At 40.5% G+C, this 21,744-nt stretch carries 27 protein-coding genes and 1 tRNA gene; 12 read left to right on the top strand and 16 right to left on the bottom strand.

The window, feature by feature from the left end; all coding sequences use genetic code 11:
• Positions 1–27: 27 nt before the first annotated feature.
• The 4 genes from DLD82_RS07180 to glnA form a co-directional block, all read right to left on the bottom strand.
• Positions 28–702: a DUF5612 domain-containing protein gene (locus DLD82_RS07180; RefSeq protein WP_109940430.1), complete on the bottom strand. Its 675-nt coding sequence runs from the start codon at positions 700–702 to the stop codon at positions 28–30.
• 151 nt (positions 703–853) lie between these two features.
• Positions 854–924 (bottom strand) — tRNA-Gly (locus tag DLD82_RS07175).
• 58 nt (positions 925–982) lie between these two features.
• Positions 983–1,900 carry an S-layer glycoprotein N-glycosyltransferase AglJ gene (aglJ, locus tag DLD82_RS07170; protein WP_109940429.1) on the bottom strand — a complete coding sequence of 306 codons (918 nt, stop codon included), beginning with the start codon at positions 1,898–1,900 and terminating at the stop codon, positions 983–985.
• 58 nt (positions 1,901–1,958) lie between these two features.
• Positions 1,959–3,290 (bottom strand): type I glutamate--ammonia ligase, encoded by a 1,332-nt coding sequence (gene glnA, locus DLD82_RS07165; RefSeq protein ID WP_109940428.1) that lies wholly within the window; start codon positions 3,288–3,290, stop codon positions 1,959–1,961.
• Positions 3,291–3,491: 201 nt separating this feature from the next.
• Between glnA and DLD82_RS07155 the strand changes: the two genes are divergently transcribed.
• Both DLD82_RS07155 and uppS read left to right on the top strand, forming a co-directional pair.
• The gene (locus DLD82_RS07155; RefSeq protein WP_109940426.1) at positions 3,492–4,505 is read left to right on the top strand and encodes a radical SAM protein; all 1,014 of its coding nucleotides are present in this window, start codon (positions 3,492–3,494) and stop codon (positions 4,503–4,505) included.
• The gene (uppS, locus tag DLD82_RS07150; protein WP_109940425.1) at positions 4,502–5,278 is read left to right on the top strand and encodes a polyprenyl diphosphate synthase; all 777 of its coding nucleotides are present in this window, start codon (positions 4,502–4,504) and stop codon (positions 5,276–5,278) included. The genes DLD82_RS07155 and uppS overlap by 4 nt, the downstream gene beginning before the upstream one ends.
• Positions 5,279–5,289: 11 nt before the next feature.
• Here the strand turns inward: uppS and DLD82_RS07145 are convergent, their stop codons facing one another.
• A complete protein-coding gene (locus DLD82_RS07145) occupies positions 5,290–5,847 on the bottom strand; it encodes an undecaprenyl diphosphate synthase family protein (protein WP_245920392.1) in 558 nt (185 codons plus the stop codon).
• A gap of 308 nt (positions 5,848–6,155) precedes the next feature.
• Here DLD82_RS07145 and DLD82_RS07140 point away from each other — a divergent pair, with 308 nt between their 5' ends.
• From DLD82_RS07140 to DLD82_RS07130, 3 genes are read left to right on the top strand one after another with little or no spacing between them, the layout of a single operon-like run.
• Positions 6,156–6,860 carry an RAD55 family ATPase gene (locus DLD82_RS07140; protein WP_109940424.1) on the top strand — a complete coding sequence of 235 codons (705 nt, stop codon included), beginning with the start codon at positions 6,156–6,158 and terminating at the stop codon, positions 6,858–6,860.
• A 5-nt stretch (positions 6,861–6,865) separates the two neighbouring features.
• Complete coding sequence (dph5, locus tag DLD82_RS07135) at positions 6,866–7,624, top strand: diphthine synthase (RefSeq protein WP_109940423.1); 759 nt, start codon at positions 6,866–6,868, stop codon at positions 7,622–7,624.
• On the top strand, positions 7,611–8,186 hold the full coding sequence (locus DLD82_RS07130) for a DUF357 domain-containing protein (protein WP_109940422.1): 576 nt from the start codon (positions 7,611–7,613) through the stop codon (positions 8,184–8,186). The genes dph5 and DLD82_RS07130 overlap by 14 nt, the downstream gene beginning before the upstream one ends.
• On the opposite strand, the gene hisE is transcribed toward DLD82_RS07130, so the two are convergent.
• The 6 genes from hisE to DLD82_RS07100 all read right to left on the bottom strand — a co-directional run bounded on the left by hisE (position 8,183) and on the right by DLD82_RS07100 (position 12,838).
• Positions 8,183–8,476, bottom strand: a complete 294-nt coding sequence (gene hisE, locus DLD82_RS07125; RefSeq protein WP_109940421.1) for a phosphoribosyl-ATP diphosphatase — start codon at positions 8,474–8,476, stop codon at positions 8,183–8,185. The two genes, DLD82_RS07130 and hisE, sit on opposite strands and share 4 nt — an antisense overlap.
• Entirely contained in the window at positions 8,473–8,916 is a 444-nt protein-coding gene (locus tag DLD82_RS07120; protein WP_109940504.1) for a NusA-like transcription termination signal-binding factor, read from the bottom strand. The genes hisE and DLD82_RS07120 overlap by 4 nt, the downstream gene beginning before the upstream one ends.
• A 255-nt stretch (positions 8,917–9,171) precedes the next feature.
• Positions 9,172–9,582, bottom strand: coding sequence for a hypothetical protein (locus DLD82_RS07115; RefSeq protein ID WP_109940420.1), 411 nt, complete (start codon positions 9,580–9,582; stop codon positions 9,172–9,174).
• Between the two features lie 190 nt (positions 9,583–9,772).
• A complete protein-coding gene (cfbC, locus tag DLD82_RS07110; RefSeq protein ID WP_109940419.1) occupies positions 9,773–10,606 on the bottom strand; it encodes a Ni-sirohydrochlorin a,c-diamide reductive cyclase ATP-dependent reductase subunit in 834 nt (277 codons plus the stop codon).
• Between the two features lie 27 nt (positions 10,607–10,633).
• Positions 10,634–11,617 (bottom strand): phosphoribulokinase, encoded by a 984-nt coding sequence (locus tag DLD82_RS07105; RefSeq protein ID WP_109940418.1) that lies wholly within the window; start codon positions 11,615–11,617, stop codon positions 10,634–10,636.
• A 30-nt stretch (positions 11,618–11,647) separates the two neighbouring features.
• Entirely contained in the window at positions 11,648–12,838 is a 1,191-nt protein-coding gene (locus DLD82_RS07100; RefSeq protein ID WP_109940417.1) for an FprA family A-type flavoprotein, read from the bottom strand.
• Between the two features lie 426 nt (positions 12,839–13,264).
• Here DLD82_RS07100 and DLD82_RS07095 point away from each other — a divergent pair, with 426 nt between their 5' ends.
• Together DLD82_RS07095 and DLD82_RS07090 are read left to right on the top strand one after the other, a co-directional pair.
• Positions 13,265–14,773, top strand: a complete 1,509-nt coding sequence (locus tag DLD82_RS07095) for a methanogenesis marker 14 protein (RefSeq protein WP_109940503.1) — start codon at positions 13,265–13,267, stop codon at positions 14,771–14,773.
• Positions 14,774–14,828: 55 nt separating this feature from the next.
• Positions 14,829–15,062 carry a hypothetical protein gene (locus DLD82_RS07090; protein ID WP_109940416.1) on the top strand — a complete coding sequence of 78 codons (234 nt, stop codon included), beginning with the start codon at positions 14,829–14,831 and terminating at the stop codon, positions 15,060–15,062.
• Here the strand turns inward: DLD82_RS07090 and DLD82_RS07085 are convergent.
• Complete coding sequence (locus DLD82_RS07085) at positions 15,049–15,663, bottom strand: hypothetical protein (protein WP_109940415.1); 615 nt, start codon at positions 15,661–15,663, stop codon at positions 15,049–15,051. The genes DLD82_RS07090 and DLD82_RS07085 overlap by 14 nt on opposite strands.
• A 197-nt stretch (positions 15,664–15,860) precedes the next feature.
• On the opposite strand from DLD82_RS07085, the gene DLD82_RS07080 reads away from it, so the two are divergent.
• From DLD82_RS07080 to DLD82_RS07070, 3 genes are read left to right on the top strand one after another with little or no spacing between them, the layout of a single operon-like run.
• Positions 15,861–16,376: a YeeE/YedE thiosulfate transporter family protein gene (locus tag DLD82_RS07080; RefSeq protein ID WP_109940414.1), complete on the top strand. Its 516-nt coding sequence runs from the start codon at positions 15,861–15,863 to the stop codon at positions 16,374–16,376.
• A gap of 10 nt (positions 16,377–16,386) precedes the next feature.
• On the top strand, positions 16,387–16,944 hold the full coding sequence (locus DLD82_RS07075) for a YeeE/YedE thiosulfate transporter family protein (RefSeq protein WP_109940413.1): 558 nt from the start codon (positions 16,387–16,389) through the stop codon (positions 16,942–16,944).
• Between the two features lie 19 nt (positions 16,945–16,963).
• The gene (locus tag DLD82_RS07070; protein WP_109940412.1) at positions 16,964–17,287 is read left to right on the top strand and encodes a hypothetical protein; all 324 of its coding nucleotides are present in this window, start codon (positions 16,964–16,966) and stop codon (positions 17,285–17,287) included.
• 114 nt (positions 17,288–17,401) lie between these two features.
• On the opposite strand, the gene DLD82_RS07065 is transcribed toward DLD82_RS07070, so the two are convergent.
• A complete protein-coding gene (locus tag DLD82_RS07065; protein WP_109940411.1) occupies positions 17,402–17,719 on the bottom strand; it encodes a transcription factor S in 318 nt (105 codons plus the stop codon).
• A 73-nt stretch (positions 17,720–17,792) separates the two neighbouring features.
• On the opposite strand from DLD82_RS07065, the gene artA reads away from it, so the two are divergent.
• Positions 17,793–18,647, top strand: a complete 855-nt coding sequence (gene artA / locus DLD82_RS07060) for an archaeosortase A (protein WP_394339581.1) — start codon at positions 17,793–17,795, stop codon at positions 18,645–18,647.
• Here artA and DLD82_RS07055 read toward each other — a convergent pair.
• Entirely contained in the window at positions 18,619–19,251 is a 633-nt protein-coding gene (locus DLD82_RS07055) for a CDP-alcohol phosphatidyltransferase family protein (RefSeq protein WP_109940410.1), read from the bottom strand. The genes artA and DLD82_RS07055 overlap by 29 nt on opposite strands.
• Positions 19,252–19,402: 151 nt before the next feature.
• Between DLD82_RS07055 and DLD82_RS07050 the strand changes: the two genes are divergently transcribed.
• Positions 19,403–20,083 (top strand): RibD family protein, encoded by a 681-nt coding sequence (locus DLD82_RS07050; protein ID WP_109940409.1) that lies wholly within the window; start codon positions 19,403–19,405, stop codon positions 20,081–20,083.
• Between the two features lies 1 nt (position 20,084).
• Here DLD82_RS07050 and truD read toward each other — a convergent pair whose 3' ends face one another.
• On the bottom strand, positions 20,085–21,353 hold the full coding sequence (gene truD / locus DLD82_RS07045) for a tRNA pseudouridine(13) synthase TruD (protein WP_109940408.1): 1,269 nt from the start codon (positions 21,351–21,353) through the stop codon (positions 20,085–20,087).
• Positions 21,350–21,712, bottom strand: coding sequence for a peptidyl-tRNA hydrolase Pth2 (gene pth2, locus DLD82_RS07040; RefSeq protein ID WP_109940407.1), 363 nt, complete (start codon positions 21,710–21,712; stop codon positions 21,350–21,352). Before pth2 ends, truD begins: the two co-directional genes overlap by 4 nt.
• Between the last annotated feature and the right edge of the window lie 32 nt (positions 21,713–21,744).

Raw genomic sequence — 21,744 nt, 5'->3', positions numbered from 1 at the left:
CATTAATAGCCCTTTCAATTTGTGAATTCAGAATTTTCTCCCCCTCACACGGTTCACATCAAATACTGCAATTTTTGAAACATGCATAACTGCAAAAATTCCGGCCTGAATTGGATCGGTAACAATCAGGTCAGCATGATCAACAACACTTCCGGCCATGTTTAGCGCTATAACCGGAATACCTGCTTCCTTAACTCTGTCAACCGCTCGTGATACATCTCCACCCATTATCGATCCGGCCAGGACCAGAATTTCCACCCTGGGGAGGCGTGTTACTGCATCAACAGCCTGTGTCAGGGTTTTTTCACCAACTAATGGAATGGTATCGACAGAAATTCTTTCTCCCCTGATATTATGACGGTCAGCTTCATTGACTGCGCCCATCGCTACCTGGGCAACCTGGGCTCCACCCCCGATAATGATGACTCTTTTTCCATAAATATCACCAAAGGAGATATGCTCTATAACATCTTTTACTCCGGATAACGATTGAAGAGACAAAAGCAGAGCATCCTGGTTTACCACACCTTCATATTCAATATAAAGCTCATCAAATACATCTTCGGTCCGACCCTGAATTGTTTCAAGGTGGATCATTACAATATTAGCATTATGTTCTGCAAAGGTTCCGGCAATCTCTTTGAGGACACCTTTCTGATTACGTGCATATATGCAGACGGCCTTCAGGTTATCTTCTGACACCAGTCTCTCCACCCCATGATGATTCAGATAAAATCTTCTCTATTAATCGTAAGAGTTTTAGAGTGATACAAGTTTCTAAACAATAGAATGGTCATTCATATTGAGACTAATTATTGATAAAAAAGTTAGAATAGTATTATATAACTTTAGATGCGGTAACCGGGGATCGAACCCGGGCTAAGGGCTTGGGAAGCCCCTGTCCTGCCGCTAGACTATTACCGCAATTGCACCATTCATATTATTGATAATTACAGATAAAGGTTACAATTAGAGAAGAAATTTATTTCTCCCGTCTTAACCTTCTGATTTCTTTAATAAACTCGCGTTGATTTGCAAGCTGGATGTCAGATTGAATCCCGAACATAATAACCTGAATACCCACAATAACCAGCATCATCGTCAGGATTGTCAAAGGAAGATGGTCGATATTTTTGAACCAGTCAAGAACAATATAGATACCAATCAGACCACCAGATACAAGAAATGTTAGGCCGATTATCCCAAAATAAAACATCGGGTTATTCATTTTTGCGAGACGGTAGATGGTCCTCGCAATTTTTATTCCATCATGGACCGGATCAAGTTTTGTCTCTGTCCCAACCCTGACACCGTACTTTACCGGAATAATTGCAATCCTGTCATCATTACGAACAGCTTCTGAAGATATTTCCGTCTCAATACCAAATCCCTCTTCATATAACCGCATCCTCTGCAGGGATTCAAGCGTAAATGAACGATATCCGGTCAGGAGATCATACAGGTAACTACCATGACCAACCTGAAAAAGCCAGTTTAAAACCCGGTTACCAAAAAGGTTCAGACGATTAAATGCAGCATTATTTGATCTTATGAGGCGGTTTCCAATAACCTGGTCATGACCACTCAATAGTGGTTCAACCAGGAAATCTGCATCTTCTGGATCATAGGTATTATCTCCGTCAATAAGAATTACGTATGGTTTTGAGAGATATTTTATTGCCTGGATAAATGCAGCACCTTTTCCTTTTCCATCCTGAATAATGACTCTGGCTCCGGATTCTGTTGCAATCTTCCGGGTATTGTCGGTACTATTTCCGTCAATGACTAAAATATCAGAATAGCCAGTTTTCAAAAAATTTTTTATCAGTGATCCGATCGTAGGTTCTTCATTCAGGGTAGGAATGAGAATACATACCTGTTCCCTTGGAATTTCCATCATATACAGATTTAATAAGGAACTATAAGAACTATGAGTTTTCAAAAAAAGAGAAAAAAATTTAGTAATTATTTATGTATCGCTCAACTTCCCATGGATGAACGGTGAGGCGGAATGATTCTTCTTCAGCGATTGCAATTTTTGTCAGGTTTTCAATAATATGCGGCCCCAGTGCATCGCAGATAACCTTATCCTTTAATAATTCATTGTTTGCTTCAATTAGTGAGCCCGGAAGCATTTCTATTCCACGACTCTTTATTTCTTCAGGACTGAGGTGATAGATATTCACATCAGTAGCCGGGGGTGGGAGAATTTTATTATTGATACCATCTAAACCTGCAGCAATCATTGCTGAGAAGAGAAGATAGGGGTTACAGGTCGGATCGGGACTTCGAAGCTCGGCACGGGTACTGTTTCCACGGGCTGCAGGAACACGAATCATGGCAGAACGATTTGCTGCACTCCAGGTGATGTAAACCGGTGCTTCATATCCAGGAACAAGACGCTTGTATGAGTTAATGGTCGGATTTCCGAGACGGGCAATTGCCTTTGCATGCTTCATCAATCCTCCGATATAATATAACATGACATCAGAGATCTGATTCTCTGCACTCGGATCAAAGAACACGTTTTTGCCATCTTTGCTCAAGGAACCATGAGTATGCATACCGGTCCCGGCAATGCGACTAATAGGTTTTGCCATAAAGGTTGCATGAAGCCCATTCATCAGCGCAAGGGTCTTTGCTGCAAACTTAAAAGTGATAACCTTGTCAGCAACAGATAATGCATCACCATACTTGAAGTCGATTTCATGCTGGGAATCGGCGACTTCATGATGGGATGCTTCAATTTCAAAGCCCATGTCAGTGAGAGCAAGTACAATTTCCCGACGAAGATCTTCTGCTGCATCACTTGGTGCAAGATCAAAATATCCTCCATGATCAACAAATTCTGTTGTTGGCTGACCATTTTCATCTCTCTTAAAAACAAAAAATTCAAGTTCCGGACCACAGTTATAGGTATACCCGAGTTTTGCTGCTTCAGCAAGATTTTTCTTGAGAACGGATCTCGGGTCACCTTCAAACGGTTTATTACCGTAGGTATATACATCACAGATAAACCGGGCGGCTTTTTTGTCAACAGGTCTCCAGGGGAGAATCTGATATGTATCCAAATCAGGTTTGAGAATCATATCAGATTCATCAATCCGGGCAAAACCTTCAATTGAGGAACCATCAATCCAGATTCCTTCGGTCAGAGCCTTCTCAACCTGTTTAACCGGTATTGCTACGTTTTTTGGGATGCCAAGGATATCATTGAATTGAAGCCGGATAAATTTTACATTATCTGCCTTTATGCGTTCAAGCATTTTATTAACGTTAGGATCAGACATTGCAACAAAATTCTACCCTATTGTATTTAATGTAGTATCACAATTGGTTTTTTTATTTCATTCATCCTGGAACAATATATTTCTGACACTATCAGAACAGAAAAAAATGATCCATGCAAAACCTGTTTTAAGTATAACCCCACTCTCCGGATAGTATATATCTCTCGTTATTCAATATAGATGGAAAATATCTGATTCGCAATGGAAGATAACAATACTGAAGATATTCCTCCTCATAGTAGACTTTCTGCTGGATGCAAACTCTGTTATGAAGGAGCCAAACTCGTACTTTTCCTGACTGGCATCTGCCATCGTGATTGCTGGTATTGTCCGCTTTCAAAAGACAGAAAAAACCAGGATCGTATCTATGCAAATGAGCACCTGATTTCTTCTCCAGAAGAAATGATTTCGGTAGCAAAGCGGATGTCCGCCCTTGGTACCGGCATAACAGGTGGTGAACCCTTTGTTAAACCGGATCGTCTGGTACAATATTCACAGGCATTAAAAGACGAATTTGGCCCAGAGCATCAGATACATCTCTATACTGCATCCACCCCGGACAGAGAAACACTCATTTCTATCCAGGGACTGGTGGACGAAATCCGTTTCCACCCTCCAAACTCTCTATGGAAGGAACTTGAACATACCCCCTACCATACCAGTATTCAACTGGCAAAAGAACTTGGATTTGATACAGGAATTGAAGTTCCTTCCCTGTCAAATCTGGATGATCTTGAACATTATCTCCCATATGTAGATTTTCTCAATATTAATGAGCTTGAATGGGGAGATTCTAATGCCCATGAGATGAGGAGAAGAGGTTTTCTGCTCAGGGGAGATGTTTCTAATGCCACTCAAGGGGGATGGGAATCCGCCCAGAACATAGTAAAACACCAAAAAGTGCACTGGTGTTCCTCTGATTTCAAGGACAGAGTCCAACTCAGAATGAGACTGAAACGGGTCGCATCAAACACAGCCAGAGAATTTGAAGAAATAACTGAGGACGGTACAGTCATCTATGGGGTATGGGAATGCGATGGCAGACATATCAGCATGCCAGGAGAGCCGGATGATTCACTTTTTAACCGCTTTGATGACCGGATAGAAATGGGCTGGTGGATATTGGAAGATATCGCGGATTTCATCGAAGGTCCGGCATATTATGTTGAACGATACCCGGATGGCGGTATCATTATCGAGGTGACACCAGCATGATTCGAAGGTTGATTGAGCACCTCTATGAATACACCATTACAAAACAATGTACTCATATTCCGGTTCATATAGCCATCATTCAGGATGGGAACCGGAGATTTGCCAAAAAGAAGGGAATCGCAACATCCTCCGGTCACCGGGCAGGTGCAGACAGAACTGAAGAGGTATTGGAATGGGCACAGGAACTTGGAATCCGGCACATCACGCTCTACACATTTTCCACTGAAAATTTCAGCAGGACTGATGAAGAGATAAAGAATCTGTTTCAACTCTTCAAGGAAAAATTAACCCGAATCAGCATTGATGAGCGCGTCCATAAATATGGAATTCATATCCAGATGATTGGTGACAGGGATATGCTTCCGGATGATTTGAAAGGAGCATTAGAACAGGCAGAAGCAGCGACTGCTCATTATGATAACTTCTATCTGAATATGGCACTTGCATATGGCGGAAGAAATGAAATGCTCAGAACAACCGCCAAATTACTAGATGATGTTCAAAATAACCGGATAACTAAAGAGCAAATAACACCGGATCTCTTTGAAGAAAACCTCTATGGAAACAATGTTACGATTCCCCCGGTTGATTTGATAATCAGAACAGGGAATGAATGCAGAACATCTAATTTTCTACCCTGGCTTGCAAACGGACATGAATCAGCGGTTTATTTCTGTGCTCCATACTGGCCGATGTTCAGGAAACTCGATATGCTCCGTGCAATAAGAGTTTATTCCGAAAGACAGGAAATGAGAAAGAAATCTCATTCCTGACTACCCTTTTTTTACGAACCAAATCTGCGGCTTCTTGATAAATAATCCCTGAACGCGCGGACAAGATCAATTTTTCTTATCCTCTCCCAGTTTAAATCAAGAAAAAACAATTCAGAATAAACAGATTGCCAGATTAAAAAATCAACAAGATGTGCCCCGCCGGTTTTAATCATAAAATCCGGACTGTGAGAAAATGTCAGGTACTTCTCAAGTAACTCTGGGGTTACATCTTTTGAAGATACATTATCAAGAGCCATGGACTGAATTGCATCAGCAATCTCCTCGCGCCCTGATTTTCCAATAGCAACAGTAACAGGAATACCAGCGCCACTTCTCTCGGTATTATCTCCATAATGGAGATCTAGAGAAACAAACGATGATAATGAACGGATATAAGAAAGGTAACCCGGAACTTCATCCGGATTTGACGTACTGATATGAACAATTATTTCTTTTATTCCCGGACAGGAGGAATTATTTTTCCGGACTTTATCAGATATTTCACTGCACCAACGGATAATTCGTTCAATCTGTTCCGGGTCATTCTCCATCTCTTCATCCGAGATCATAAAGCAAATTACCTGAGGAATATTGTCCAGATAACGCAGGAGTCTCCATTCATAGATCTGATAAATCATTATATCCTCAGGGTTAAACCAGGAAAATTCCACAAATATTTTGAAATCCGAATCAGATCATAGTTGCTTTATTATTTATATCCAACATGATCCTGACAGGCAGAAAAATTCAGGAATTACTGGCCTTATAACTTCTTTGTGAAAGGTATAAAATAATTCGATTCAGTATAGTAAGAACTAAGAGAAGCAGTATGATATCATTGGGTTAATAAGATAGCAAATCCATTTTTTAAACACTGATGTACAAATACCTGACCGGCATCAATATTATAGATCAAAAGGGAGGGGTTAATCCCGGGACAAATATCCTTGTTTTAGCTCCTGCGTTCAGTGACGGAGAACAGGTAGCATCAATACTGGCTAAACCTCTGCCAAACGAATACATGATTGTCTTATCTACAGAGACCCAGTCAGAAGACTTACTGGACTTTTTTGCGGGTTGTGGGTTTGATACTAATTATATTGGTGTAATTGATGCGATAACCCGGACATCTCTGACGACAATAGAAGATACTCATAAGATAAAATATGTCGGAAGTCCAAGTGACTTGACCGGGATGGACATAAAATTTTCTCAGTTAACTGAGGAGATCATGAAAGGAGAGTTTACCGATGATCCTAACCAGTTATTCCCGACTCCTGTCAGATATTGTATTCTTTCATTAACCTCAATGCTCATGTTCCGGAAAATTGATGTTATCTATCAGTTTCTCCATGTCGTTACATCTAAACTCAGGAAAATGGGATCTATAGGCGTTTTTTTGCTTAATAGTGAATCATTTGACCAGAAAACATTGGCTATCATAAAACAACTGATGAACATTGTTGTTGAAATTCAGAATAATGAAGAAGGTAAGAGAATTCGTCTGCAGGGTTCCATGGGATTATCCATGAACTGGCAGCATTTCTCTATTGATAACGGAAAACTCAGTTTAAATCCCTGACATCCATGTTAACATTTATCGGATTAGGTCTGTATGACCTTGATGATATATCTCTCAAAGGGCAAAATGCCATAATTGAAGCAGATGCTGTTTTTCTTGAATCATACACATCAATCCTTACCGGAACCAGTCCGGCAGAACTTGAAAAAAGATATGGGAAACCGATCAAGATCTTAAAAAGACAGGATGTTGAACAACATCCAGAACCAATTCTCGATGCAGCAAAAACCGGAAAAGTTGCATTTCTGACAGGAGGTGATCCAATGGTTTCAACAACCCATGCAGACCTTCGTATCAGAGCAAAAAACCTGGGGATTGAAACGAGAATTATTCACGGATCATCAATAGTAAGCGCAGTATGCGGACTATCCGGATTACAGAATTACCGATTTGGTAAATCCTGTTCGATTCCATATCCTGCGAAAAACTGGTTCCCAAGAACTCCCCTCGATACCATACTCTCAAATCTGATACAGAACCTTCATACCCTTGTTTATCTGGATATTCAGGAAACGGCATTCATGTCAGTTCAGGAAGGAATAGGGATTCTGGAACAGTTAATAACCGGCGATTCAGAAAAAATATCCTTATATGTGGGTATCGCCCGAGCAGGGTCAGAAAACCCGGTGGTCGCAGCAGGTACAAGTGAGAAACTAAAAGACGTAAACTTTGGACCACCCTTACATATTCTTATCGTGCCTGCAACGCTTCATGATATTGAACAGGAATATCTGACATTATTTGCCGGTTATGCACCTGCCTGAATATTTTCTAAGACTTCAAGAGCAATGTGAGTCTCTCACCTGTTCCTGCCCTAAAGGATCCCCCTATCACATTCTGGGAAAAGAAATTACTGAGATGATATCCTCTTATTTAGACGATTCATGTTACTTTTCATCTCAAAATGATATCGTCAACCAGTATGCATCCCTTGTCTATGCCCATGGATGGCTGGATGCAGCAATTTTCCTGGGTATAATTTCTGCTCAGGATAATAAGACAGATTTCTTATCTGTAATATCTCCGGTTACATACAATTCATCCCAGTTAATAGAGAAAGAAACCCGATATTTCTCTATGTTAACCACAGCACTTACCTCAATATCAAATTTTCCAGCGACTGGTTCACCACTACATACTGCAGGAAAGCACTGTGTCAAAATCGCCCAGGAAGCTGTGCGAGAAGCAGAAAATTTACAGAAAAAAAATGATCTTTTTCCAGCCCTGGGATATCTTTGCTATGGATATGGCTGGCTGGATACTGCAATAAGGTCAGGACTTGTAAAAATAACATCCCATCCGGAATTATTCACTACAGAGCGTTAATTGCGGCGGGAAACAAGTTCATCCCATACTGAGGAGACAGGTACATCTGCACCTTTTAATGCAAGCATCATGTGATAAATGACATCTGCTGCTTCTTCAGATATGCGGGTTTTATCCCCATTTTTTATGGCAATAATAAATTCAGTACACTCCTCACCCACTTTTTCAAGAGCTTTGTCTATTCCCTTCCGGTGAGTCAGTATTTTTGAAGTATATGAAGATTCTGATGGGTTACATGCCCTTTCTTCAATGATATCCCAAATTTCATTGAGGATATCCGGACCATTCATTCAGTTCCCTCTTCAGGAAAAACTTCCCCTATTTCGTATCCATAAAACCGGCGGATAAGCAGACGTGCCTTTTCAATAGTACATCCCCCTTTCCCGATGGCAATACCCACATCATTTTTCCCTGAAACATAGATGTTCATCTTTTTTGTCTGTTCATCACAGGCATAACGAAGAATAGCAGCGGGTTTGAAAATATTTGCCAGGAACTCTTCCATTTTTTCAGCAAATTCTACCATCTCAACCTTACGACCGGTAACTCCCTGAAGACGACGGATGTTATCCCCTTTCTTTCCAATGGCATAACCCATGTCACCGCCTTTGATAACAAAAATAATGCGGTCGAATTTTTCGTCGATTAAACAATCAAGTGCTGTAGATTTTGTCAGGATTCTGAGTTCTTCAATGTATCTTCGTTCTTTAAATCCAAGATTTCGTTCCATATATGATTCGTGCTCCATATTCGAAAAGATTGAATATCCGATGGTAATCCGGCACAGAGAATAATGAGGTAATTGAAGGTATCGCTATAGGATGTTGATAAACAAAACCTGTGTGTCATCTCTACGTAAGAAAACCGTTGAAATATTACCGGTTTAATTAGTTAAAGGTTATGATAATTAAGAATAGACTTCACGTATACTAAACTGAAAAAAAAGAAACAGGGATAATAACGCATAAATCATTCAATGGAAGTATTAACAGGTAGCCAGATTACGCTGAGCATTACCCATCATGGCCGGATACTTTAAGGAACTGCTCATTGGCAGCCTGGCAACCGGTGCATACAAAGATCTCCGGATTAATAATGACTTTAATGAATCCAGTGATACAGTATACCGATTTCCATCCATAAGTTCAATATTCAATGCTTTTCCTGATCCAGATAAATACGCAAGACCGGTGGTGGTACTGATATATTGTTTCCAATTAATTCGGAGCCGGAATGTCCGTGCAGAATTTTTTCCCCGGATTGCTTTTTTTAATTCTTCTAAAACAATTCCAAATCTCTTTCCATCAAGAATCAGTTCTATTATTTCTGTTGGAAGACCTTCTTCATCAATAGTTACCGTTTTTGCCTTCTGCATATATCCTGCTTTTTCGAGCATTTTATTCACCCTGTTATTATACTAAAGGGTCTGCAGATCCCTATTTAAATCTTTAAAAAACAGGGTGAAAGTGAAAAAAATTAAATTTAAAAAATAAAATAAAATTTAAATATTGACCATTTTTAAAAAATATTCGGAATGTGAAGGCATTTTTTTCAACTTTCACTTTCGGAAAATTACCTTTTTTCTCTTAAACCATCCCGGTCATGGGCGGAAGATATGATCGGGCAAGTTGTTCAAGGTCAGCTATTTCCATGGGGACGGGGATGATAAATTCCGTGTTTGAAATAATGGCTTCAGCCAGTAAGCGATACTCTTCAGCCAGTGGTGAATCAGAAGCAAACTCAATAACGGTCTGGTTATGTAACTCTGCATGTTGAACCAGAGAGCTTCTTGGAATATACGCAACTATTTTGGAACCTACGGATTTAGCAAAAGATGACACTAATTCTTCTTCCTCCGGAAGATTTCTGCTGTTACAGATAACTCCCCCAAGTCTGCATACCTGCCTTACATTCTGGGCAATCCTTGCAATCGCTTTACAGATATTATTGGCCGCATACAAGGACATGAGTTCACCGGAGGTCACAAGATAGATCTCCTGAGCATATCCTTTCCGCATGGGCATCGCAAAACCGCCACAGACAACATCTCCGAGCACATCATACAGGATAATATCTTCAGTAAAAGCAGATAGTCGTTCAAGAACCTGAAATGTTGCAATAATTCCTCTTCCTGCACATCCTACTCCAGGTTCAGGACCTCCTGCTTCAACACACCGGACACCCGAATATCCGGTAAAAACAACATCATCAAGGGTCAGGTTTTCTTCACCTTTTTCTCTGATGAGATCCAGAACAGTGGGGATAAGAGTCCCTTTCATAAGCATCCGGGTACTATCGCGTTTTGGGTCGCATCCAATCTGCATTACAGTAAGGCCACGGGTTGCTAAGGCAGCAGAAAGATTGGCAGAAGTAGTAGATTTTCCAATTCCACCTTTCCCATAAATCGCGATCTGTTTCATCCTTACTAAGTGATAATGCAGATGATATCAGGCATGCGGTTTATCAGCAGGATTTCTTGAGATGGATATTCTCCGATTGATGATCTGCCAGGAAAGAATAAGCCTGATGAGATCTGTTCCGGTAATATGACTCTGATTGTTAAAAATATTTATAGGCCCGACCTGAGTCTGGTATTCAATCTGTTTTTCAATTTTATGTATCGTATCAGGAATCAGTTCACCATCAACAATGAGACCACGCACCACCCGTTCATCAATTTTATGGGAAATGCATGATAAGGAAAAATTATGTGTTGATTTTTTAAAGAGATCGCAGAGATCGATGTTCAACTCAATATCTTCAAAGCAATATTCCTGCGCAGGCATGGAAAGAATTACCTGGTACATATTCCGAAGGGTTCCTTCCTGCTTTCCATAGGATGAATAAAAAATTTCTATTAAGGCATCCGCAGTTTTTCGTTGAGGTTTTACATAGAGATTATAATCAGATTTTCGCATCTCCATCTCAGCAAGCAATGCTTCATGATTATAATTCCTGTTTCCGATATCCCGACGAATCTTCCAGTCATATTTCACTTCATAATCCGGATCCACGAAAATGGTATAATCATAAAGGTTTCGAAGGTCTTCAGTAGCATAAGGATGAAGCCCCTCAAAAATAACGAATTTTTTTGATTTGATTGTTTCCGGATCTGAAAAGGTTCCGGTAGCATGATCATAAACAGGTTTTATTATCGATTTACCTGCTTTTAAGTCGGTAATGTGCTGAGCTAATAATGTCAGGTTATTTGCGGACAAAAGAAGCGGGGTTATGCCCATTTCATTACGTGTTTTCCGGTCATACAGATGATAATCATCAACTGTAATTGTTAAAACAAGTTCTTCACCAAAAATTTCAGTTATTGCACGTGAAAACGTGGTTTTTCCTGATCCTGAATCTCCGGCAACCCCTATAACAAAAACATACGGAGATTCACGTATGGTATCACTAAAATTATGTGAAGAATTCATTGAATTTTTCTCCGGGAAATTTTTGAAATTTTATTTTGTGATGTTTGGATCCTGTGCATGTTTTTCTGCAATTATATCAGCAAGAGTGGTCAATTCCTCAAGTGTCTTTTCCCCAGGCGCTCCTTTCAGATACACAGGAGGCAGAAGTTCTGCTTTTATATGAGGAATAAGACTTTTTATTGTATCAACAGTTTTTCCTCCCCATCCAAATGATCCAATAACCGTAGCATACCTGGTTTTTGGTTTAACCAGATTTGCAAGATATGCCGTTGAAACCATATCCGGATGAGGACCGAAAAGCACAGTCGGAGTTCCAAACACGACTGTTGCAGCATCTACAAGTTCCATAGCAAGTAATCCTGAATCAGATCCGGTCAGATTAAAGGGCCTTACATTAATCCCGCGTTCCATGAGAAGGCCAGTAAGCATCCTGACCATCTTTTCGGTACTTCCATGCATTGAGACATAGGGAATCAGAACGATATTTTGGACTTTATCACTTGTCCAATCAGAATATTTGTCCAGGATCCAGGGTGGAGAATCATAAAGGGGCCCGTGACTTGGCGCGATAATTGAAATATCCATTTTGGATATTTTTTCAAGATATTCACGGATACTGTTCCTAAAAGGCATCATTATTTCAGCATAATAACGTTTTGCCAGGATTTCAGTCCGACATGGATCATCCATGAAAAGTGAAGAGGTTGCATGGTGTGCACCAAAAAGATCACATGGAAAGAGAATTTTTTTCTCAGGGCAGTAGGTCACCATGGTTTCAGGCCAGTGAACCCATGGCATCTCAATAAATTCAAGAGATACACCCCCAAGATCCAGTTTTTCGCCTGATTTTATAATTTTAATACGATCTGACGGTATATCCAGCAATGCTGATAACAGATCGCTACATTTTTCTGTACAATATATCGACGCTGATGGAAATAATTCCAAAATTAGGGGAAGGGCACCGGAATGGTCCTGTTCTGCATGGTTAACAATTATCGCATCAATCCGGTCACAGCGTGCTTTTACAAGGTTTCCAATAAATTCTTCTTCAAATGAAGGATCAACCGTGTCAATTAATGCTGTTTTTAAACTCCCTTTAACAAGATATGAATTGTAAGATGTTCCCTCAGGAAGAGGGATCAAATTATCAAATAATCTTCTATCCCAATCGATAACACCAATAGAATAAACGTCTTCAGTGATGGTTCTGACTACCATAATTTACCTCTGGATTATTATGTGAATTATTCTCATGACAAGCAGATAAAGAGCCCGTCTTACAAGAAAGAAGCATTAAAAAATATCTTTAAAAAAGGAGTGAGATCACCAGAATCCCATTTTTTTCTCCTTCCATTCAGCACATTTCCAACCTGGTTCTATCTTCGGTCGAACGGGAATTATTTTATACCTGCCTTCATTATCGGTGCCAGCATATACTGGACTCGGAGGATAGCGCCAGCATTCGAATCTTAATATTTCTTTATTTTTTCCTAAAATTGGTACACAAAACTGACAGTTCTGACAAAAATGTGGATCAGACATGACAATGTAGTTCTGTTTTCATCCGGTCATAAAGATATACCTTTCTTCCTCTGGCACAATCAAATCGAAACATATATCCTGCTCCCGGAGTCACAGATTTCCATGAATCCGGGAATCTTCGACAAATTTTTTAAACCTCTTCCAAAGCCACATATTGTCGAAAGCCCCCCGCCACCCCTGATCATAAGAGGGCCCGGGATGGAGTACCGGGAATTTGATGAAAAACCATATTTTATTGTAGCATCGGTTGAGATGGGAAATACTACAACAAAATGCATTTTAACCGGAGTCAATCTTGAAACAGGGATGTGTTATGTCATCAATAAAACCGTCAGCATGAGTCGTGACGTCCGGCCCCCTAAAGAGGGTGAAGAAATATTTGGCCGGACACTTGACGGAACCGATTTGACCAGGGAATCAGTAACTGAACTTGTACGAGATACCCTTATAAAATCCCACAAAGACGCAAAACTTGACATTAAAAAAGATCTGGATTTCGTAGTGAGAAGCACAGGTGTAGTGGCAGCGATGGATTCTCCTGACCAGGTCGGTGATTTTGTTATAGCTCTGGCAAATGGGTGCCTTGAAGCGGGCGTTCCTCCGAAAAAAATGACTCCCCCCATGTCCAAGGCAAACCAGCCCGAAAAACTTCAGCCCTTTTCCTTTGCAGACCGGGTGAACTTTTCAGGAGCGGTTGCAGGTGTTGTACCGCCACAAGGAACTACCGGGGTTGAGATGGTTGCAAATGAAATGGAAGGTGAACTTGCGATGGCAGGGATTAAAGAAGGTGCCAAATGGACTCCTGTCGATTTTAGAAATCCTTGCATTTCCATAGATTTTGGAACTACTCTTGATGGAAGAATCACATCTCCTGTCGATCCGGAAGCAACAAATCCTTTTGCAAAAACAGTCGGAAATTTCTGTGGACTTGCGGGTGCGATACCGGATGCAATAGTGAAAGGAACTGGACTTGTCAATGAAAATAACGGGACTGCACTTGACATTTTCGGTGAAAAAAGCAGACTTTCAGGTGTAATCGGATCACGAAAAGCATCAGATACTATTCTTTCCTATGTAAAACGATGCGATGATCTGATTTCAGTGGAGATTGTCCCTGAAGACCGGACCAGATATGGGAAAGTCCCGGTTTACGCAGAAGTGGCAATTAAATCCGGTGTGGCACTTATTGGTGTTGATGCCGGAGTCAATGGTTCGAATTTTCATGCTCTTGGAGAAATCGGAAAGGAGATCATAAAAGATCATTCCATCCCGGTCCTCAATGAAGTAATAGATAATGTCTGCGCAAATATGGCCCTTCGAATGATAGATGTTGTAAATGAACAGGGCATGATCTATCCGGAAACATCTATAGGTTTTACAGGTAGGGCTGCAATATCCGGGAAAAAACCAGAATACATTCTCCAGGGGATTATCAACCGTAAATTCTTCACTGACCCGGTAAACCATGTGGTATTTGTAGATGACGGTTTGGCCCGGGGAGCTGCTCTTATGGGACGCTGCATGAACTCTCTTGGAAAACCAGGGAAACCTATTGGAGGAATGCGGGGAGGGAAATGTATCATGTCCAGACGTATTGCTATTGGAAGATGATTATCAGGATTCAAAAGGAAATGCTCATCCATGTTTAATTGTAAACGAATGAAGCATGGAAGATGAGCAACTCTATGACCTCGTTTTTCCCCCCGGAACACCCAGGACGATTATCCGGGATATTATGAATAAATTCGATATTGAACTTGTAGACCGCGAAGAGCAGTTATCATTTGCAAATATGGATAGTGATACCCGTAATCTTATCGCAGCAAGGGGAAAAAAAGATGTAATGCTTGAGGTTGAAAAATACTTTAAAGCACAGATTCAGGAATTTATTGGCGACTGACAACAACATATCCTAGTATAAAGACCATTACAGATATTCCAATGGTGAGAAAACCCAATCCACTTTTTTGTGTCTCTACAGGCTCTGCAGGTTTTTCAGGAGCCATATTTTCGGACCGATTGGTTTCAGATAGAGGAGTAATGACCGGAGTGATAATGTCATGTTTTTCGCTTTCATTTGAGATTGCCAGTTCGCTATCTCCTATTGAATCCACAGGGATACCTTCTGATAGGGAAAAGGTTCCGGTTTCGGCATAATCTTTTCCGATTACCTCCGCACGTATCATATACATACCAGGTTCCCATTCAGCCGATTCAAAGACTGCACTCCATCTGTACGCTGAATCATTCCCCTGGGTAACAGGTACCATTACAGAACCTCCTCCGGTCATGGACGATTCATATTTCCCTTTTGGACCAAATGAAGCAGGCCAGACTTCCACGAGGACAGTATTATCGGCATTAAAATTAGTAAAACCCTCAATGACGATATCATCTCCTATCGTATGTATCGGAGAAAAAGAAAAATCAGCCGTACCACAGCTAATGGTACTTAAAAGAAAAATAAATATTAACAGACCCGTAGGTAGAGAAAATTTCATAGTACATCTTTCATTTGAAAATCAATAAAACAATACCTATTCCACAGGGTAATTCAACCGGTTCATTAATGAGGAGAAAAAAGGATACTTAAATTTGTTTTCTTAACAACTAAATCCGTTATTTATTATCGAAACGTAATTTTTTAACTGAAAACATCTAACTAATCAAATCTGTATTAGGAAGATAAGTGAGAGGTATGATTGAACTGTTAATGGAACCCCGGTGGTCACCATACATTGCTGGTGCAGGCATTGGAATATTACTTTGGTTTTCATTTTTGTTCTCAAACAAACCACTTGGGTGTAGTACTGCTTTTTCTCGTATATCCGGTATGATTGAGAGCATATTATCAGGAGAAAAGGTCAGGAATAAAGAATATTTTAAACTTTTTCCACCAGAGGTGGATTGGCAGGTTATGCTGATTGTGGGTATTGTTTGTGGAAGTTTCATTTCTTCTTTTATATCTGGAACATTTCATTTTTCTTTCATTCCCGATACCTTCGAATTAAATATTAGTGACAACATTCTAATCAGGTTCATTTTTGCTCTTACCGGAGGCATTCTCATGGGGCTTGGAGCACGCTGGTCACGGGGATGTACAAGTGGTCATGGAATCTCCGGGTTATCCCAATTGTCATTAGCCAGCCTGGTTGCAGTAATGGGGTTTTTTATCGCAGGAATTTTTACGGCAACGATTATTTTTTCTTTGTGAGTAAAAAATCATGTTTGAAAGATTACATTCCCAATTAACGATACAAAAAATGCTGGGTCTTCTGATAGGGATAGGATTTGGATTCTGCCTTCAAAAAGGTGGAGTAACATCCTATGATACCATCATTCATCAATTACTCCTGACAGATTTTACGGTAATAAAAGTCATGGGAACTGCAGTGATTGTCGGCATGATTGGCATTCATCTGATGAAAAGTCTTGGCTGGATACATTTTCACACCACAACCGGTTCAGTCGGTTCCAGTATCATTGGAAGTTTAATATTTGGGGTCGGATTTGCACTACTTGGATATTGTCCGGGAACAGTCGCAGGAGCAATCGGTCAGGGCCAGCTTGACGCACTGGTTGGTGGTGCAGTCGGAATATTAATTGGAACCGGGATTTTCGCTCATTTTTATCCGGCAATCAACTCAAAAATACTTTCAATAAAAATTTTCTCTGCTGAAACAATTCCGGAACTTATTCATTTACCAAGATGGATAGTTGTTATACTAATGGCTCTGATGATAGCTGGTTTTCTCTTATTCCTGGAGACTAACAGCCTTTAATCAACCTCAACATTTTACCATGTCAATTACTCCGGCAGAAGAACGTCAGATACGGCCATGCTCGGTTTGTGCCTTTTTTGTATATACCACCAATTGTGGTGAGGGAAGATGCAACCTGGCTAAAGATGAACGGGAAGATTATGAATCCAGAAGATGGGAATTATCTGAATTATCAGATTTAATCCGATGGCCGTGTATGTTCAACCTTACCCCGGAAGAGATTGAGGTATCCGTGGATTCGTGGGTAAAGAGTCTGGTAAATGAATCCCTCCGGTTCAGAACTTCTGTACAGTCCAGAAGGTCAATGACATCAAATAGAAGAACAAAAGGGAGAAAATTCTAAACTCTTATCAGGTTTTTTTCTTTGATGTCAGGACATCAATCTTCAGACGGCTCGTTTTAAAAATTAATGAGAAAAATAAAAAGAAAATTATTTTTTTGATATAGATATTAATGCTTAATCATATTCACGCCAGGTGTGGTTACATTTACTATTTGTACATCTAAAGAACCTGACTTCACTTTCATCAGCAGATCTCAGCTGCCTAAGCCACCAGAAGGCTTCTCCATTCCCACAATGCGGGCACTTGACTGCAATTGTCGGAAGAGTGCGGATTGCTTCGACATCTTCAACGATTACAATTTCCTTCTCTTTTCTTTTATCTGTAATCTTCATTTTTGCATCGCCCGCACCAGTTTTTTCCCAACCACAGGAGGTGCAGACGAACGAACCACCTTTATTTTTGAGTAATTTACCGCACTTCTCACAAAACATATACTAAGGTCTGATAAAGATACATTTATAACATGTAGAAAGATTAGATCCTCCCATCAAAATTGACGGATAGATGGGTCAGAAAAAATATCTGTTCGCCCTTCAGATTATTAGGCAAATGTTTGAATTTCTTATTCCAGTTTCGTGCACTTTTTTTATTTTGTTTTTTATCCCGGGAAAAAGCAGAAAATATTGTGCGATTGCTGCATGGATTTCAATAATAGGTGCGTTTATATCTGGCCTTCCTGCCTGGATGGAAGAGAGTAACATCATGTACCCAGTTATGGCTGTGTTATCCATACCATTCCTCTTTATCACCATTCATCTACTTTTCAGAGAAAATGAAGCAGTATTAAATCTGACACGGGCAGCAGGAGTTGCTTTTATAATTTATGCGCCATTTGCGTTTATTAATGAAATTGGAAATTTCCTGATCTCTCTTGTTGTTTTGCAAACTACAATAGTTCTTGAATTATTTCAATATCCCGTGGATATAGTATTATGGAATACATTCCAGCATGGTTTTTTCAGAGTGGAAATAATTCTTGCCTGTACGGGCATCCAGGCAATTGCAATTATGTTGGGTGTTGCTGCTGCAGTCCCGACCACCATAAAACAAAAAATCCAGGCATTTTTACTTATCGCTCCGGTTATTTACATCCTGAATCTTTTCAGGAATGCTGGAGTTATCATGACATACACCAGCCAGATGTTCTCATGGCTTCCGGATATTTCAGGCAGTTCTGAGTATGGTTTTTCCAGTTTTTTCTGGGCACACAATATATTTGCTGAAGGAATTGCCCTTATATTCCTGATAATTCTGGCATATAGTCTTTTCAGGCTCATTCCGGAATTAGGAGAATTTGCTACTTCACTTGTCGGAACTTATGAAAAAGAGATTAGGAAAATTTTCTGTAAAGATAAATAATTCTCTGGAGAGCGGACAGATTGGTACAAACCGCAATTATCAGGACTGAAATCCAGATAAATCCAGATATTCCTCCAAGAATAAGTACCAGGACTGTTTCCGGCCTTCCAAAAAACCCAATTCCTTCAAGCGGATCATCTATTTTTCCATCAACTCTTTTTGTAAATCCTATCTCAGCATATGTTACCGGTTTTATAAAGGTATTCATCATTGAACCGATGATGGCAATTGCAACGATAGCAAAATCCCAGAGATGTGAAACTCCAAAAATATCAGAGATAATCGAAATGCCGGATAGCCCAACACCAAGGAGAACAATGGTATCCACATATTTATCTGCAATCCAATCAAAAACCGCCCCGAAGGGTGTTTCCCTACCGCTCATCCTTGCCACAGAACCATCAACCAAATCCAGAATGGCTGAACAGAATAAAAGGATACTTCCTGCAATAAAATTATGCAGGATATAACAAATAGCGCAACCAAGCCCGGCAATGATGGATAAAATGGTTATAATATTTGGGGAAAGACCTGCTCTTTTACATACTTCTGCGATCGGTTCTAGATACCGGACAAATTTATACCGAAATGCAGTAATATTCATTCTTCACGTAATCGTTGATAATCCATTAGTGATATGTCTGCCGATTCAGGAGAAACTGAAGTTTTATTCAATAGGTTATTGATAAACGAATTATCGAAATTTTATAAAACATCATTTATTAGTCTGTATCAATCCAATAGTATTGCTACGTATGTCCGGCCATCTTAATCGTCCTCATGTAACACTCGTATCTGAAGTTACCGTTGACGGAAAATTAACCGTAACAAAGGGCGCCTCATCCAAACTTCTGATGCAGTTCATGTCTCATGAGGCTGAGGTTCTTCTCCATCAGGTACGAGCCGATTCTGATGCAATCATGGTCGGTGCCAATACAATACGAATCGATAACTCCTTTCTTACCGTCCGGCATGTTCCGGGTAAAAACCCGGTTCGTGTTGTTCCTTCATCCAAAGGAGAGATATCTCCGGATTCAAATGTCTTTTCTCAGGATGCAGAAACGATAATTGCTGTTTCTGAACTTGCAACACAAGAAAATATCACACAAATCACAGAAAAGGGAGCAAAGGTTGAAATTTGTGGTTCCAGAAAAGTAGACCTTCCTTATTTGATGAAAATTCTTTATGAAAAATATGAAATCAGGCGCCTGATGATAGAAGGAGGTTCAACGCTTAATGGTATGATGTTTCAGGAGGGTCTTATCGACGAATTATTATTGATACATCTGCCATTTATTGCCGGAGGAGAGAATACGCCCTCTCTTGTTACCGGTCTTAACCCACGAGATGTAACCGACCTCTTAAAAGTAAAACTTGATGAGCAGTTCCTTGCTGGTGAGAATCTCATCACCAGATGGCACGTGCTCAAATCTTAATTTAAGTCATATTGAGTGGATCAGCCTTCATATATTCACGAAGAACACTTGTTGCATAATGTCCGGGAGGTAACGAAAACCGGACACAAAGATCTTCGTCCTCAATATGATGATCTATTTGCGGTTTCATTACTGTCGAGCGAAATGATCCGGCAAAGGTAGTATTTAAAACTGAAGACATCTTATCAAACATCTCCGTTTTTATTCCATTTTCTTCAAGTATATGTTCAATAATCCGGTCATCCGCCCCGGTTTCCGGAATTAATTTTCCGCCCGGAAGAAGAAGACTTATCGAACAAGTGCCCCGTTTGATCTGAACCTTTGCGGCCCGGAGTGTTGAAGATGTTATCTGATCTGTCCGACCATCCGGCCAGATAAGCCGATCACCAGTATCCGGTTCAGTCAAAGACCGACCTTCTTCCAGTCGTATACTGAGTGTAAGGTTAAAAAACCATGACTGAACCGCACTCACGTACATCGAACGAAGAGTTCGTGGGAGTGACTGGATTGCTCCCAGATAATCACCTGGTTTTTCAACAAGGTGATGTAAGACAGATCGTTCAAGAGAGAGGCGGGGTGGCAGCAGGTGAAGTGCAGCAGCAGGATCACCCGATTCAAGATAACAGGCCCTTCCTTCTCTCTCATGCTCACCCATATGTGTCCCTGGTTTTCCAACCATTACTCGTACTGCTTCCTGGAAATCACCCCGGAGTACTTCAAGACCGATGAGATGAGTAACCGGGCGCGTAACACCAAAACGCTGATATCCCACATAATTAGGTATACCCTCATCTAATGAATTCTGAAATTCATTAAATCCGGAATAGAGAGTTTTGTCAACAATGCTTCTAATCCGAATTGAAAACCTGTTTTCTTTCAGGTCTCCGAGATCAATGGGATGCTGAGTAAATCCAAGAGGAGTCAACGCGATATCAGGGATTGTAAGCTTTTCAATATCATCAGCAGTTACCTTAAAGAGGGAGATATACTGGGTTGTTATGGCCCGTTTGTCTTTTGTTCCGGCAAACCCTATTCGCTGGTGGCTCATACCAAGGCCTGATGCGATTGCTTTTATTGCCCGGTGTTGATCCCAGTTTGTTTTGGTAAGTTTACACAGAAGGTACGGCCCGGAACTATCAGGGTGATCGCCAATCTCTTCTACTAAGAAATCTTCAGGTACTGTCCGCAGTTTACCGCCAGTCCCCGGTGTTTCGGTAGAATACCACCATAATCCAAGCTCCTTGTCAATATCCCAGGGACTTTTTATCATAATAATGAAAGCGAACCGGTGATTTTATCAAGGTCTTCACTCTTCGCAGGCCCAAGTCCTAATGCCGTTATTGTTCCGGGAGGAATCTCGGTCATTCCTGCATCCTGAATGAGAACAGCGGCAATTCCAGCAGTTTCAGCCAGGGTTTTTATCTCAAATAATGCCCGCTGATCATTGACCTTCAGTACCACTTTTTTCTGACCTTCAGAAAGCCATGCCTTTTTTAAGGTCGGAGAACTTTTCTCATACGCCCCGATTGCAGCATGTCCTGCCTGGGCACAACGTTTCCCACAACTCATCTTCACATCATTGCGAATTATGATACATTGTTTATATTTGAATTCAGGTTCTGATTCCATCTGCCTACACCATTGGAATCATGAACACAAAT

The sequence above is a fragment of the Methanospirillum stamsii genome (genome assembly GCF_003173335.1).
Classification (GTDB): Archaea; Halobacteriota; Methanomicrobia; order Methanomicrobiales; family Methanospirillaceae; genus Methanospirillum; species Methanospirillum stamsii.
The sequence above is the reverse complement of the archived record's forward strand: the minus strand, read 5'-3'. Positions and strand labels throughout refer to the sequence as shown.